Raw genomic sequence first — 14,840 nt, 5'->3', positions numbered from 1 at the left:
ATTATGCAGATTAAATATAAGATGCATTTTGAACAAGGGGGAAAATAGTTTTGGCCACTAACAATCCATTCGTTGCATTGCGGCGGGAGCTGCATAAAATCCCGGAGCTGGGGTTCCGGGAATTTAAAACGCAGCAGTTTCTATTAGATTACCTGAATTCTCTTCCTCAGGATAATATGGAAATTAAAACTTGGAAAACGGGTATTTTTGTGAAAATCAGCGGCAGGAATCCCTCCAGGATGATTGGGTATCGTGCTGATATAGATGGACTGCCAATCATTGAGGAAACTGGTTTGCCTTTTACTTCAGAACATAGTGAACAAATGCATGCCTGCGGACATGATTTTCATATGTCTATTGCACTTGGCCTAATAACCAAATTTATTGAAGAACGCATTAACGATGATTTACTGTTTATATTTCAGCCAGCTGAAGAAGGACCTGGCGGAGCTGAGCCTATGCTTAAATCTGAAATAATGAAGGAATGGATGCCGGATATGATATTAGCCCTCCATATTGCACCGGAATATTCTGTCGGAACCATCGCATTGAGGGAAGGCTTGCTCTTTGCGAATACCTCTGAACTTTTCATTGATTTAAAAGGAAAAGGGGGACATGCAGCATATCCGCATAATACCAATGATATGGTCGTGGCCGCATGTACGCTGGTCACCCAGCTTCAGTCCATCATTTCGAGGAACGTTGATCCCCTGGACAGCGCAGTTGTTACAATCGGAAAAATAACAGGTGGCACTGTTCAAAATATAATAGCTGAAAAAGCTAGGCTTGAAGGGACTATTCGTACCTTATCACCAGAATCAATGAAGAAAGTAAAAAGCAGAATTCAGGCACTTGTCAAAGGAATCGAAGTTGGGTATGAATGTGAAGCTTCTATCGACTACGGAAGCATGTATCATCAGGTTTACAATGAGGAAACTTTAACAAGGGAATTCATGGATTTTGTCCGAACCAATACAGACATTAATGTGGTTGAATGTCGGGAAGCCATGACTGGTGAGGATTTCGGCTATATGGTTGAAGAAATTCCGGGCTTCATGTTTTGGCTTGGCGTCGATTCAGAATATGGACTCCATCATGCAAGGCTGAACCCGGATGAAAGGGCAATCAATAAGGCAATTGAATTGATTTCAGGATATTTAAGATATAAAGGCTGATGCCCATAAATATAATAAAAAGCTGATTTCATATACTCCTTTTTAGGATCTGTGAAATCAGCTTTTTTGCTTTCTATTTATCCAGTGGAACTATCCCTTCCTGCCTGTTTTTGAATCAGCACCTGATGAGGGAATGGAATTTCAATCCCGCCAGCTTCCAAGGCCTCTTTAAGCGCTTTTCTAAGCTGCCGTTCGACAGCCCACTGTTCCATGTTTTCTGTCTTGGCTATGATTCTTAATACAACATCAGATGAGCCTAATGTTTGTACTCCGATAACGTTAGGTCCTTCAACAATCGCCTTGTTTTTTTCGGCGATCCTGTCGCAAGCTTCCTGAAGAACTGTGATGGCTTTATCAATATTGTCATTATAAGAGATTCCTATATCAACCAGTGCGCGCATATTGCCGCGCGAATGGTTGCTAAGACTGGTAATTTCCCGGTTGGGCAGATAATGTAAAGTTCCGTCAAATCCGCGGATTTGAGTGGTTTTTAATCCAATTTGTTCCACTATACCTGAGTAGTTTCCAGCTGTTACATAATCCCCTACATCAATTTGTCTTTCCAGCAAGATAAAAAATCCTGTTACTACATCGCTGACAAGTCCCTGTGCTCCAAATCCTACTGCTAAGCCAATTACTCCGGCACCGGCTAGAATAGCAGTTGCCTTTATTCCAAAAATCTGCAGAACCGTTACCGCGAAAATAAAAATAAGAACATATGAAAATATGTTTTCGGCAAGACTCAGCAATGTTTTCGATCTTCCGGGTGATATTCTATCCTTTTTTGAAATTCCCTCAAAGCTTTTTTGAATGATTTTATTCCCTGCTGATTTAACGATTAAAAATGCAAAATAGATAGCTGCCAGTTTTAAAAGAATTAGTCCTCCATTAATAAGAAGAGCTTCCCAATTAATTTGTGAAAAACTTAGATATTCCATTTATTCCTGTCCTCTCATAATTATTGGCTGTTTTAGCATGGTTTTCTGCTTTTTTAAGCTGATTTACTATGTTGAATCTGCCGAACAGCACGAGATCCCCGAAATGGACAAACCTTGGCAGACGGTGAAAGACAACAGAATATTTAAAAGAGCCTTATTATCAAAGTCATTATTTTATCGCAACAGTGTTCTATATGCAAACAGTTAGCATTTCAAGCATATGCAATCCGGGAGAACATAGGGATATAAACAGATGATTACTTATAAAAATTAATTTAAAAAAAGTGCGGAATCAAACAAAAAGGGGTGGAAAAATACTTCGAAACTCGATATATTTAATATTACGTTCTAACTTTTCAAATTTTTCCGCAAATTAAAAGGGGGGATGCAGATGGAAACATTTAAAAAGTTAAAGCAGTATTATTGGCCTTTTAAACATTACTTTATCTGGTCGATACTTTTTCTGTTTATTGTAACTGCGATAACGGTTGTATATCCAATGATCCTGCAGGTGACAATTGATGAAGTTGTCATTGGGGGCAATTATGGGTGGATTCCCTATTTGGCTATAGGCTTTATTGTCATAATGGCCGTCAAGGGGGCTGCAACTTATATCCATCAGTACACTGGTGATTTGTTTGGCATCACATCGGTCTATAAGCTTAGAAATGTACTTTATGAAAAACTGCAGTTCCTGCCTTTCAGATATTATGATAATGCAAAGACAGGGGATTTAATGTCCCGGCTTACTGCAGATGTTGAAGGGTTCCGTTTCTTTCTATCTTTTGGATTTTCTGAACTCATTCGTTTTTGTCTGTTGATCCTCATCAGTATGTCAGTCATGTTTTTTTATTCTGTTCCGCTTGCTATTGTCACACTTATTACACTGCCTTTCCTGGCGGTTGTCACTTTTAAATTCGATAAAGCTGTTCATCCGGCTTTCCGGGGCATACGGAAATCATTTGGGCGCCTGAATACAAAAGTTCAGGAGAATATAAGCGGTATTAATACTGTGAAGTCATTATCACGTGAAGATTTTGAGATCAATAAATTCAATGATTCTAACAGTGATTATAAAGATAAATATCTCTTTACATCGGATATATGGGCAAAATACTTTCCGTTAATGGAATTTCTGGGTAATTTAAGCGTTGTACTGCTTTTGGCTTATGGCGGTTATCTAGTTATGTCCGGCAGTCTGAAGCCAGGGGAACTTGTCGCTTTTTACAGTCTTGTATGGTATATAATGTGGCCAATTATGAACTTAGGCTTCATTGTTAATCTATTTTCACAGTCAAAAGCATCCGGTGAGCGGCTCATTGAGATTCTTGAAGCTGATAATGAGATTGAGGATGCCGATTCATGTGTTAAGGCAGAGCGTTTGCGGGGTGAGGTTGAATTCCAAAATGTTACACTTAAATATAACGAGGATGACAAGGACGCTATATCGAATATCTCTTTTCATGCTGAGCCGGGGAAAGTTATTGGATTAATCGGCTCTACGGGATCAGGAAAAACGAGCTTAACACAGCTTATGACAAGATTTTATGAGCCTGTTGAAGGTAAGGTGATGATTGACGGGATAAATGTGCAGGAATACTCTCTGAAGTCTCTGAGAAGTAATATCAGCTTTGTACTTCAGGAATCATTCTTGTTTTCTTCTTCGATTAAAGCGAATATTGCATTTGGAAAGCCTGATTCCACCATTGAAGAAATTATTGAAGCTGCCAAACGTGCACAGGCACATGAATTTATCATGGAGCTTCCAGATCAATACGATACCATTCTTGGCGAGAGGGGAATGGGGCTCTCAGGCGGCCAGAAGCAAAGGATATCGATAGCAAGGGCTATTTGTGCAAATCCCAGCATATTAATTTTGGATGATGCAACAAGTGCTGTGGATATGGAGACGGAATTCAGAATACAAAAAGCCTTGAAAGAAGTAATGGCTGATCGAACTACGTTTATCATTGCCCATCGGATTTCTTCCCTAAAACATGCAGATGAAATACTTGTTCTTGATAATGGGATAGTGGCTGAACGGGGCACCCATGAAAAGCTGCTTAAAAATAATGGTCCATATCAGAGGATTTACGATATTCAATATCAGGACCGGGATAAGGTTCTCCAATCAAATGCAGGCTAGGAGGTGCGTCCTTGAAAAAAACTAAATCGGAAAATAACAATGTGTTAAACAGGTTCCAATATTCTGCTGACGAAGTGATTGAGAAGCCATTTAATTGGAAGCAGATGCTCCGATTATTCAGTTATATGAAGCCTTACAGAAAAAATTTGGTTCCTCTATCGATTATTATGGTCTTAATAAATACGGCAGTCAGGCTTATTATTCCAATCCTGATCGGTGTATACACGTTAGATAAGGCGTTAATTGAAAAGGACGGCCCGCTGCTTGCGTTCCTGGTATCATTGATTGCTGCACTTTACACTATTTCATATGCTGCAAACTATTTCAGGATTAAATGGATGAATGAGCTAGGTCAAAGTGTTATTTATGATCTTCGAAAACATTTATTCACACACGTGCAGAAGCTATCACATCGTTTCTTTGATCAGCGTTCGGCAGGATCCATACTGGTGAGAATCATGAATGATATTAATTCTCTGCAGGAGCTTTTTACTAATGGTGTCATCAATCTGCTTATGGATTTAATCATGCTGGCAGGGATTTTTATTATTTTATTTACACTAAGTCCTGAGCTGACTCTGGCAATAATGGTCATCCTGCCTATAATGTTTTTTATTTCAACAAGTTTGCGCAGAAATATCCGCAGATCCTGGCAAACTGTCCGATTAAAACAATCCAAATTGAATTCTCACTTAAATGAAAGTATTCAGGGAATAAGGATTACCCAGTCTTTTACACAGGAAAAGGAGAATATGGCATTCTTTGATGGCGTGAATACGGAAAACTTTGAAAGCTGGAGGGCCGCCTCCCAGAAAAACGCAATGTTCAGGCCGCTGGTTGAATTGACCAATGCCCTGGGCACTGCTGTATTGATTTGGTTTGGGGCCAATCTGATTCAGAACGGTTCTATATCGATCGGCATATTCGTTTCTTTTGCCTTTTACTTAGGGATGTTCTGGGAGCCTATTTCCCGGCTTGGCATGGTTTACAACCAGCTGCTCATGGGCATGGCTTCCTCTGAAAGAATCTTTGAATTTCTTGATGAAAAGCCAATTGTATCAGAACGGAATAATGCTGTTAATTTGCAGGTGATAGAAGGCCGGATAGAATTCGAGAATGTCACTTTTTCTTACGATGAAAAAAGAACGGCCTTAAATGGAGTTTCACTGGAGATAAAAGCAGGACAGACAGCAGCGCTTGTCGGTCATACAGGATCAGGAAAAACAACGGTAGCAAACTTAATCAGCCGTTTTTATGATCCCTCAGGAGGTACTGTGAAAATAGATGGCTATGATTTAAAAGATGTTTCTTTATCAAGTTTGCGCAAACAAATCAGTGTCGTCCTGCAGGATACTTTTATATTCTCCGGCACAATCTGCGATAATATCCGTTTTGGAAGGCCAGATGCAACGGATGAAGAAGTAGTGAAAGCAGCGAAAGCTGTTGGTGCTCATGGATTTATTGAAAAGCTTCCAAATCGTTATGAAACTGAAGTGGAGGAGAGAGGGAATATATTATCAGTAGGGGAGAGACAACTGCTTTCGTTTGCCCGCGCTTTGCTTGCAGATCCGCGTATTCTTATACTTGATGAAGCTACAGCAAGTATCGATACCGAGACAGAGATGGAGATCCAGCAGGCATTAAAAACACTTTTAAAGGGCAGAACGGCCATAATTATTGCACATAGGCTGTCCACGATCCGGGAGTCTGATCAAATCTTTGTGCTTGATCATGGAAATATTTTAGAGCAAGGGAATCATGAGGAATTGATGAATGCGAAAGGTGAATATTTTCATTTGGTTAAGGCACAATTCAATATGCTTGAAGCAATTTAATGAACGAATTAAAACCTCCATGCGGAGGTTTTATTTTGTCAGAAGCAGTGTATATTGCTTGGGGTGCTATTATGGTATGATTGTCTATATTGCTAACTTTGCTGGGGGAAGATAGGATGAAGAAAGAATTTGCTGTTATCGGACTTGGACGTTTTGGAGGAAGCATATGCCATGCACTTGCTGAAGAAGGAATGGAAGTTATGGCGATTGATGTTAATGAAGATCGTGTTAACGAATTCGCGAGAGTTGCTTCGCACGCAGTAGTTGGTGATACTACGGATGAATCCGTCATCAAAAGTTTGGGAATACGAAACTTTGACCATGTTATTGTGGCGATTGGCGATAATATCCAGGCTTCTATCCTGACAACCTTAATTTTAAAAGAGGTAGGCGTTAATAAGATTACCGTAAAAGCGCAAAATGATTATCACGCTAAGGTGTTAAGGAAAATAGGCGCCGACCAGGTTGTTCATCCTGAAAGGGATATGGGCAGAAGGATTGCTCATAGTATTGTGTCAAATAATGTTCTCGATTATCTGGAACTTTCTGATGAGCATAGCATAGTAGAAATCGTTGCTAATGAAAAACTTGCAGGTCACAGCATTATAGATCTTGATATCCGGGCAAAATACGGAATCAACATTGTGGCAATTAAAAGAAAAAATGAAATTCTCGTTTCTCCGCAGGCAAATGAAAAAATACAATTTGATGATATTCTTATTGTTATTGGAGCAGACGTAGATATCAACCGATTTGAAAAGAAAGTGATGTCCTAATTTAAAAAAGGCTGTATCTCTCGTGTGAGCGATACAGCCTTTTTATTCGTATAAGTTTATACATAACATTCCGTGTCTATCCAAAACCGGAAATACGCCCGGAACTATTAAACTTCCATGATAATCGGCAAAATCATTGGACGGCGCTTTGTTTTTTCATAAAGAAATGGTGCAAGCGTGTCAGTGATTTCATTCTTGATTTCTGACCATTGAGTTGTTCTGCGTTCCATAACCTTGCTTAAGTGTTTTGTAATTAGTGCTTGAGCATCATTAATTAGATCCCCTGATTCCCTCATGTATACGAATCCGCGGGAAATTAAGTCAGGGCCGGCGGCAATTTTGAAGTCCTTCATATTGATGCTCACTACGACAACCACTAAACCTTCTTCAGAAAGTATGCGGCGGTCTCGTAAAACAATATTTCCGATATCACCGATTCCGCTTCCATCAATATAGACAGATCCAGACGGGATTTTTCCGGCTACCTGGGCAGAATCATCGCTGAGAGCCAGAACTTCACCATTATCCATGATAAAGCAGTTTTCTTCTTCCACTCCACAATCTACAGCCAATTTAGCATGCATTTTTTGCATTCTGTATTCTCCATGGATTGGCATGAAGAATTTTGGCTTTATTAAACGAAGCATTAATTTCTGTTCTTCCTGACCTCCATGGCCGGATGTATGAATATCACTTAATTTTCCATAAATGACTTCTGCACCTGCACGGGAAAGTCTGTCAATCGTTCTGCTGACACTGATTGTGTTCCCAGGAATAGGTGACGAAGAGAATACAACAGTGTCACCAGGGATGATCTGTATCTGGCGATGCGTTCCATTTGCAATTCTTGAAAGGGCCGCCATCGGCTCTCCCTGGCTTCCTGTACATAGAATCGTTACCTGGTTGGCTGGAAGTCTGTTAATTTGATGTGCATCAATAAAAGTATCTTTTGGTGCCTGAATATATCCTAATTCCTGTCCGATATTTATGGCTGCTTCCATACTTCTGCCAAAGACAGCAATTTTTCTGCCATTTGTAACGGCTGCTTCAGTCACCTGCTGAAGACGGTGGATATTAGAAGCGAAGGTGGCAAAGATGATTCTTCCTTCAACTTTGCGGAAGATGTCATGAATGCTGTCGCCAACCCGGCGTTCAGACATAGTGAATTCAGGTATTTCACTATTTGTGCTGTCAGAAAGCAGGCAAAGCACGCCTTCTTTACCGATTTCAGCCATTTTCGTCAGATTTGCCGGCTCTCCTACAGGAGTAAAATCAAACTTGAAATCTCCAGTATGAACAACTTGTCCTGGAGGTGTTTTGACAACGATACCATATGAATCAGGAATACTATGAGTTGTTCTGAAGAAAGTTACGGAAGTTTTTCTGAATTTAATGATATCGTCTTCCTTGATTTCATGTAGAGTGGTCTGTCTTAATAGTCCGTGTTCTTCAAGTTTATTTCTAAGTAGCCCCAGTGCAAGCTTTCCGCCGTAAACCGGGATGTTAACTTCTCTTAGAAGATATGGAATTCCTCCAATATGGTCTTCATGTCCGTGAGTGATAAATAACCCTTTTATCTTATCTTCGTTCTTAACCAAGTATGTGTAATCAGGAATAACATAATCGATTCCGAGAAGTTCATCCTCAGGAAATTTAATTCCTGCATCAATCAGGATAATTTCATCCTGAAATTGCACCGCGTAAGTGTTCTTTCCGATTTCCCCAAGTCCGCCCAGGGCGAAAACGGCTGTTTGATCATTTTTTACAAATTTCATAAATTACTCAATCTCCAATACTTTAAAGTCTTCACTTTGTTTTTCATATTCCAGGAATTCTCCTTGAACAGATGCTACAAATTCAATATTATAGTTGCGGTCAGCAAGCTTGTTGCGTACGTCTCTTTCAGACTCGCCTTCCACAAAAATAGATTTTGTTTTTTCTCTAACCGGTACCTCTGTCTTAGAATCCTGATAATATACCTTGAAAATCATTTCAATCTCTCCTTAATCCGATAAAAAACTTTTATCTAATATATAAAATAATAACATGTATTACATGTTTTTTCCTGCGGGATATGAATATTAATTCTTCTAATGCTAAAACGCTTCCGAATTTATGTAATAAGTATACTGATAACCAATTTACAATAAGGAAGGAGCCCTTCGCAAGTTTGAAGGGCTCAAATTTGTCAGGCAATAGATTTTTTTCGAAGCATTTCATTCCACTGTTTTAAAAGCTTCTTTCTCAGCTTCTTTAACATAGTGGATCAACTCCTTACTTTCTATTTTAAACGATCCTTGTCCAAAGTAAAGGCAGCAAGGACGTTTTAAGCAGATTTAGTAATTAAAATGGCTGCTTCTAATGCTGCCTGTCTTGATAGTAAACGCTTTGGCATTATGACCTAATGTCTTTTTCGTCCCCGATCCTTCGCAGGCAGGGAGATTCCGCTTTTCTTAATTATATTATATGGTAAATATAGTTGAATCTCTCGAGGATAAAAATGGAAACTCGAGTTGTTAATAACAATGAAATTGACTTTTTTACTTTATGGGTTTAGTGTTTTATTACGATAAAATATTTAATGGAAGCAAGTAGAATATCGCCTGAAAGGAAGTTTGTTTTAATGAAAAAGATTGTTTTCTTTGATATAGATGGGACCTTATTGGATCATGAAAAAAATTTGCCTGACAGTACGAAAGAGGCAATTGACAAACTGAAAAAGAATGGGACTTTCGTGGCGATTGCTACCGGCAGGGCGCCTTTTATGTATGAGAATTTGCGCAGTGAGCTTGATATTGATTCATTTGTAAGCTTTAACGGCCAATATGTCGTTTTTGAAAACGAGCCGATATACCGCAATCCCCTTAAGACGGCTGAAATTGAAAAACTGTACAGGCATGCACAATCAAACGGACATCCGTTAGTGTTTATGAATGAGAAAACAATGAAATCTTCGGTAACTCATCATCCGTTTATAGAGGAAAGCATGGGAAGCTTAAAGTTCCCGCACCCTGAGGAAGACCATGAGTTTTACACCGGTAGGGAATTATATCAATCACTGCTGTTCTGTGAGGAAAAAGATGAGGAAAAGTATATTTCATCAGCTGCATATCCTCATTTTGGGTTTATAAGATGGCATCCATATTCCGTTGATGTTTTGCCTGCTGGCGGGTCCAAAGCTGAAGGGATAAAGCAAATGATAAAAAGGCTTGGGTTTGATTTGAAGGATGTATATGCTTTTGGAGATGGGCTGAATGATATAGAGATGCTGAATGCTGTCGGAACGGGGATAGCCATGGGGAATGCAGAAGAAGTAGTTAAGAAGGCAGCAGACCGTGTAACATCTGGAGTCGATCAAGAAGGAATCTGGAAGGGATTAAAGGAACTTCAATTAATATAAGAACGCAAAGAAGCCTCCGATTCAGTAGACGGAGGCTTTCTTTTATGCTAGTACTGCATCTGCATTCTATCGCTCAATAGCAATGGCATTTTTAATTGGCTGAAACGGATTTTGTTTATTGATATGATCGTAAAACATAATTCCGTTCAAATGATCAATTTCATGCTGAAACACAATGGCAGGAAGCCCTTTTAGTTTAAGTTTTAGTTCATTGCCTTCCAGGTCAGTTCCTTTGACAGTTACCTTTGCATATCGGGGCACAAAACCTGGGATGGATTCATCAACAGACAGACAGCCTTCTCCTGCAGACAGATAAGAACGCTGCACAGAATGGCTGATGATCTTAGGGTTGAACAATGCATAACTAAACAGTTCGCCGCTATAGGCTACATGAACAGCAATCATCCTTTTGGAAACATTAATTTGAGGAGCAGCCAATCCAATTCCAGCCCTTAAACCATATTTTGTAGCAAGCTCAGGGTCTTGGCTGTTTTTAACATATTCTAACATTTCCTGCAGGACTTGTTTGTCTTCTGAAGATGGAGGCAAGTTAACTTCCGCAGCAATTTTCCTTAAAGTTGGGTGGCCATCGCGTATAATATCTTTCATGCTCAGCATGATTATCACTCCCGCTATGTAATAAAGAATAAAAAAATGGCTACATTATTGGCAAGAAGAACTAAATGGAAATGCCAAAAATATGCCAAACATACTTTATATTAGTATATTCAGTCTACCAGAGAGGAGCAAAAAAGTTAATATGAGAAGGTGCTTTTGGCACCTTCTCAAATAATTAAAACTTCCAGCAAGCGCAGCCAACAATGATTAAGAGAATGAATAATACTACAATTAACGCAAAACCTCTGCCGTAGCCGGCACCCGCTACTGGATAACCGCATCCATAACCGTATCCGCCATAACCGTACATGAAGGATAACCTCCCTAAAGTAAGATTATCGTCCATTTTTTTGACTTGCCGCATCGGACGATTAATATAGCCTATGTTTCATATGATGATTGGTGTAGGCCTTTGCCCAAGTTATAAAGGAAAAATGGAATGAATAGATTTTAAATACACCTGGAACAAGGACAAATTGTGAACAGGTGCGAAAAGTGTCAAACCAAAGGGCTATTGTCAAACAGGGCGGGTACCTTTATAGTTAAAAATGTTATAGTAAGGAGGTTTCAACGTGTCAATTTTGAACAATAGCAGACTGCTGCCTGTTTTTATTTTAGCGGCTATCTTACTCTCTGGCTGTATCAATGAGCAAAAACCAGAGGAAAAAGTGTATGATGTTCTGGAAAAGGTAGTTGAAAAAGAAAAGGATTTTGAAAAGCAGCAGGAACCGCTCGTTAAGCTGGAGACAAGAGAAAAGCAATTATACGATAAAATTATTAACCTGGGAATGAAGGATTTCGAGGAAATTAAGAAGCTGTCTGATGAGGCTTCTGCGATTGTAGTGCAGCGCAAAGAACACATGGAGAAAGAACAGAAAAGCATACTGGCATCAAAAAAGGAATTTGAATCATTGTCTCCGGTAATAGAGGAGATAGAGAGTCAAAAATTGAAGGATAGAGCAAAAGAATTGCAAGAAATTATGATGGATAGGTATAAGATACATGACACTCTATACCAGGATTATTCCAATGCGCTGCAATTAGATAAAGAACTGTATGCAATGTTTAAAAAGGAAGACCTTACTCTCGATCAGCTGGAAAATCAGATTAGCAAAATAAATGAAATGTACGAAAAGATTTTGTCTTCAAATAAGCAGTTTAACGAAAAAACAAAAGAGTATAATGAAGCAAAATTGGATTTCTATAAAGAAGCAGGGCTCGAAATAAATACAAAAGAATAAAGTATATGCCGGCATGTTAAATGCGCGGCATTTTTTTGTTTTTTGTCAATTATTGCTTAAGGAGACACCTGGCAGAATGAATCCGCTTTCTTCATTTTGAGCTGCTGTCTTTATTTTAAAGTAACTTTAGTGCAGTTTCTTTACTATAACACATTGAAATATAATAGTTTTTTATAGTACAGAATGTATATATGCGTTAATACAGTTTTAAAAGTTGATTTAAAGAATAAAAAGTATGATATCGATAAAAAAACAAGAAGCAAGGTAATTGACGAAGGTCATTCAGGTGTATTAAACTAATTCTCGTAAGTAATTCTGTATCAATTTTGTTGCAAAATAAACTAATACAGAATATGATAGTTAAAGATGAACAGAAAGACGTTTTTTTAGAAGTGATCTGTGGAACACTATTTAAAGTATGCATATGGCAGAAAAGAACGTTCTGCTATTTAGAGATGCTAATAAAAACACGCCTGAAAGAGGAACTTTTTTGCTAATTGAAAGAGTATCTAATATGGCTTCGTTTTGGGTAACCTAAATTTTGTGTATAAAAACTCTTAATTAACGTCTTTTTATGAAAGGAAAGGGTGACTGATATGGCTTCTAAAACAAAGAAGGCACAATTCGATGCGAAAAAGCAGCTCGAAACAGTTGAAGAACAGTTCCAAACTCTACAAATTCTAAATGAAGAAGGCAAGGTTGTTAATGATTCAGCAATGCCTGAATTAAGCGATGAGCAGCTTCAGGAATTAATGCGCCGCATGGTTTACACTCGTATTCTTGATCAGCGTTCTATTTCACTTAACAGACAAGGCCGTTTGGGCTTCTATGCACCAACTGCCGGACAGGAAGCTTCTCAGCTTGCATCTCAATTTGCACTGGAGAAGGAAGATTTCATTCTTCCAGGATATCGTGATGTGCCTCAAATTATTTGGCATGGCCTTCCGTTATACCAGGCTTTCCTTTGGTCACGCGGGCATTTTGAAGGCGGTAATATCCCTGAAGGTGTAAATGTTATTTCACCACAGATTATCATTGGTGCGCAATATATCCAGACTGCAGGGGTTGCCCTTGGCATGAAGAAGCGCGGCGAAAAGAAAGTTGCCATTACTTATACTGGCGACGGCGGAGCTTCACAAGGTGACTTCTATGAAGGCATCAACTTTGCAGGAGCATTCAAAGCACCTGCTATCTTTATTGTGCAAAATAACCGTTTTGCAATCTCTACGCCTGTTGAAAAACAGTCAGCAGCTAAAACAATCGCTCAAAAAGCAGTGGCAGCCGGTATTCCTGGAATTCAGGTGGATGGCATGGATCCGCTTGCTGTCTATGCAGCTGTTCGGGAAGCTCGTGAACGTGCACTGAATGGTGAAGGTCCAACATTGATTGAAACACTGACTTACCGTTACGGACCGCACACAATGGCTGGTGACGATCCAACACGTTACCGTACTTCTGACCTTGATAATGAATGGGAAAAGAAAGATCCTCTTGTTCGTTTCCGCAAGTTCCTTGAAGATAAGGGAATCTGGAATGAAGATATGGAAAACGAAGTAATTGAACAAGCAAAAGAAGATATTAAAGAAGCTATTAAAAAGGCTGATGACACACCTAAGCAAAAGGTTACTGACCTTATGAACATCATGTATGAAGAAATGCCTTACAACCTAAAAGAACAGTATGAAATATACAAAGAAAAGGAGTCGAAGTAAGCCATGGCGCAAATGACAATGATTCAGGCAATTACTGATGCTCTACGCACAGAATTGCGCAACGATCCGAATGTATTGGTATTCGGTGAAGATGTGGGCGTTAACGGCGGCGTTTTCCGTGCTACCGAAGGCCTTCAAAAAGAGTTTGGCGAAGAGCGTGTTTTTGATACACCTCTAGCTGAATCCGGAATCGGCGGTCTGGCAGTCGGTCTTGGTTTACAGGGCTTCCGTCCGGTACCTGAAATTCAATTCTTTGGATTCGTTTATGAAGTAATGGATTCTATTTCCGGCCAGCTTGCACGTATGCGTTACCGTTCCGGCGGAAGATATAATTCACCGGTTACAATCCGTTCACCATTCGGGGGAGGGGTACATACTCCTGAAATGCACGCTGACAGCCTTGAAGGTTTAATGGCTCAGCAGCCTGGATTAAAAGTTGTTATCCCTGCAACTCCTTATGATGCAAAGGGGCTGCTTATCTCAGCTATTCGCGATAACGATCCTGTTATTTTCCTTGAGCATATGAAATTGTATCGTTCTTTCCGCCAGGAAGTACCTGAAGAGGAATACACAATTCCGCTTGGCAAAGCAGAAGTTAAACGTGAAGGTTCTGACGTGACAATTGTAACTTACGGGGCAATGGTCCATGAATCTTTAAAAGCTGCTGAAGAGCTTGAAAAAGAAGGGAAATCTGCCGAAGTTATTGACTTGCGTACAGTTGCACCTCTTGATATTGAAACAATTATTGCTTCTGTTGAAAAGACAGGAAGAGCCATTGTTGTTCAGGAAGCTCAAAAGCAAGCTGGTATCGCAGCAAATGTTGTGGCAGAAATCAATGACCGTGCAATTCTTAGCCTGGAAGCACCGGTTCTCCGTGTAGCTGCACCGGATACGGTATTTGCTTTCCCGCAGGCTGAGACAGTATGGCTTCCAAACTATAAAGATGTAATTGAAACAGCTAAAAAAGTACTTGAATTTTAATTGAATAACTAATGACAC

General features: G+C 39.5%; 13 protein-coding genes. 8 read left to right on the top strand and 5 right to left on the bottom strand.

Annotation, left to right across the window (positions count from 1 at the left end; translation table 11 throughout):
- Positions 1-50: 50 nt before the first annotated feature.
- Entirely contained in the window at positions 51-1,175 is a 1,125-nt protein-coding gene (locus tag NSQ49_RS04480; protein ID WP_159862497.1) for an N-acetyldiaminopimelate deacetylase, read from the top strand.
- Positions 1,176-1,252: 77 nt separating this feature from the next.
- On the opposite strand, the gene NSQ49_RS04475 is transcribed toward NSQ49_RS04480, so the two are convergent.
- Positions 1,253-2,113, bottom strand: a complete 861-nt coding sequence (locus NSQ49_RS04475) for a mechanosensitive ion channel family protein (protein ID WP_159862498.1) — start codon at positions 2,111-2,113, stop codon at positions 1,253-1,255.
- Between the two features lie 391 nt (positions 2,114-2,504).
- Here NSQ49_RS04475 and NSQ49_RS04470 point away from each other — a divergent pair, with 391 nt between their 5' ends.
- The 3 genes from NSQ49_RS04470 (at position 2,505) to NSQ49_RS04460 (ending at position 6,870) form a co-directional block, all read left to right on the top strand.
- Complete coding sequence (locus NSQ49_RS04470; protein WP_159862499.1) at positions 2,505-4,259, top strand: ABC transporter ATP-binding protein; 1,755 nt, start codon at positions 2,505-2,507, stop codon at positions 4,257-4,259.
- Between the two features lie 11 nt (positions 4,260-4,270).
- Complete coding sequence (locus NSQ49_RS04465; protein ID WP_159862500.1) at positions 4,271-6,094, top strand: ABC transporter ATP-binding protein; 1,824 nt, start codon at positions 4,271-4,273, stop codon at positions 6,092-6,094.
- A 116-nt stretch (positions 6,095-6,210) separates the two neighbouring features.
- Positions 6,211-6,870 carry a potassium channel family protein gene (locus tag NSQ49_RS04460; protein ID WP_159862501.1) on the top strand — a complete coding sequence of 220 codons (660 nt, stop codon included), beginning with the start codon at positions 6,211-6,213 and terminating at the stop codon, positions 6,868-6,870.
- A 107-nt stretch (positions 6,871-6,977) separates the two neighbouring features.
- On the opposite strand, the gene rnjA is transcribed toward NSQ49_RS04460, so the two are convergent.
- The gene (rnjA, locus tag NSQ49_RS04455; RefSeq protein ID WP_159862502.1) at positions 6,978-8,645 is read right to left on the bottom strand and encodes a ribonuclease J1; all 1,668 of its coding nucleotides are present in this window, start codon (positions 8,643-8,645) and stop codon (positions 6,978-6,980) included.
- A 3-nt stretch (positions 8,646-8,648) separates the two neighbouring features.
- A complete protein-coding gene (locus tag NSQ49_RS04450; RefSeq protein ID WP_251283169.1) occupies positions 8,649-8,861 on the bottom strand; it encodes a DNA-dependent RNA polymerase subunit epsilon in 213 nt (70 codons plus the stop codon).
- Positions 8,862-9,493: 632 nt separating this feature from the next.
- On the opposite strand from NSQ49_RS04450, the gene NSQ49_RS04445 reads away from it, so the two are divergent.
- Positions 9,494-10,270 carry a Cof-type HAD-IIB family hydrolase gene (locus NSQ49_RS04445; RefSeq protein WP_159862504.1) on the top strand — a complete coding sequence of 259 codons (777 nt, stop codon included), beginning with the start codon at positions 9,494-9,496 and terminating at the stop codon, positions 10,268-10,270.
- Between the two features lie 66 nt (positions 10,271-10,336).
- Here the strand turns inward: NSQ49_RS04445 and def are convergent, their stop codons facing one another.
- Together def and NSQ49_RS04435 are read right to left on the bottom strand one after the other, a co-directional pair.
- The gene (gene def, locus NSQ49_RS04440) at positions 10,337-10,888 is read right to left on the bottom strand and encodes a peptide deformylase (protein WP_251283170.1); all 552 of its coding nucleotides are present in this window, start codon (positions 10,886-10,888) and stop codon (positions 10,337-10,339) included.
- Positions 10,889-11,063: 175 nt separating this feature from the next.
- Positions 11,064-11,198: a YjcZ family sporulation protein gene (locus tag NSQ49_RS04435; protein WP_159862506.1), complete on the bottom strand. Its 135-nt coding sequence runs from the start codon at positions 11,196-11,198 to the stop codon at positions 11,064-11,066.
- Positions 11,199-11,460: 262 nt separating this feature from the next.
- On the opposite strand from NSQ49_RS04435, the gene NSQ49_RS04430 reads away from it, so the two are divergent.
- The 3 genes from NSQ49_RS04430 (at position 11,461) to NSQ49_RS04420 (ending at position 14,822) form a co-directional block, all read left to right on the top strand.
- Positions 11,461-12,129 (top strand): YkyA family protein, encoded by a 669-nt coding sequence (locus NSQ49_RS04430; RefSeq protein WP_159862507.1) that lies wholly within the window; start codon positions 11,461-11,463, stop codon positions 12,127-12,129.
- A 596-nt stretch (positions 12,130-12,725) separates the two neighbouring features.
- On the top strand, positions 12,726-13,841 hold the full coding sequence (gene pdhA / locus NSQ49_RS04425; RefSeq protein ID WP_159862508.1) for a pyruvate dehydrogenase (acetyl-transferring) E1 component subunit alpha: 1,116 nt from the start codon (positions 12,726-12,728) through the stop codon (positions 13,839-13,841).
- Positions 13,842-13,844: 3 nt separating this feature from the next.
- Positions 13,845-14,822, top strand: coding sequence for an alpha-ketoacid dehydrogenase subunit beta (locus NSQ49_RS04420; RefSeq protein ID WP_159344888.1), 978 nt, complete (start codon positions 13,845-13,847; stop codon positions 14,820-14,822).
- The last annotated feature ends 18 nt before the right edge of the window (positions 14,823-14,840 follow it).

Source organism: Cytobacillus sp. FSL R5-0377, assembly GCF_038004385.1.
In the GTDB taxonomy this organism is placed as follows: Bacteria; Bacillota; Bacilli; order Bacillales; family Cytobacillaceae; genus Cytobacillus.
This window is presented reverse-complemented; position numbering and strand designations above follow the sequence as displayed.

Excerpts from the sequence above, each read along its gene's own strand:
- NSQ49_RS04475 (WP_159862498.1), bottom strand. The coding sequence starts at position 2,113 with ATGGAATATCTAAGTTTTTCACAAATTAATTGGGAAGCTCTTCTTATT.
- NSQ49_RS04470 (WP_159862499.1), top strand. The coding sequence starts at position 2,505 with ATGGAAACATTTAAAAAGTTAAAGCAGTATTATTGGCCTTTTAAACAT.
- NSQ49_RS04460 (WP_159862501.1), top strand. The coding sequence starts at position 6,211 with ATGAAGAAAGAATTTGCTGTTATCGGACTTGGACGTTTTGGAGGAAGC.
- rnjA (WP_159862502.1), bottom strand. The coding sequence starts at position 8,645 with ATGAAATTTGTAAAAAATGATCAAACAGCCGTTTTCGCCCTGGGCGGA.
- NSQ49_RS04450 (WP_251283169.1), bottom strand. The coding sequence starts at position 8,861 with ATGATTTTCAAGGTATATTATCAGGATTCTAAGACAGAGGTACCGGTT.
- NSQ49_RS04445 (WP_159862504.1), top strand. The coding sequence starts at position 9,494 with ATGAAAAAGATTGTTTTCTTTGATATAGATGGGACCTTATTGGATCAT.
- def (WP_251283170.1), bottom strand. The coding sequence starts at position 10,888 with ATGCTGAGCATGAAAGATATTATACGCGATGGCCACCCAACTTTAAGG.
- NSQ49_RS04435 (WP_159862506.1), bottom strand. The coding sequence starts at position 11,198 with ATGTACGGTTATGGCGGATACGGTTATGGATGCGGTTATCCAGTAGCG.
- pdhA (WP_159862508.1), top strand. The coding sequence starts at position 12,726 with ATGGCTTCTAAAACAAAGAAGGCACAATTCGATGCGAAAAAGCAGCTC.
- NSQ49_RS04420 (WP_159344888.1), top strand. The coding sequence starts at position 13,845 with ATGGCGCAAATGACAATGATTCAGGCAATTACTGATGCTCTACGCACA.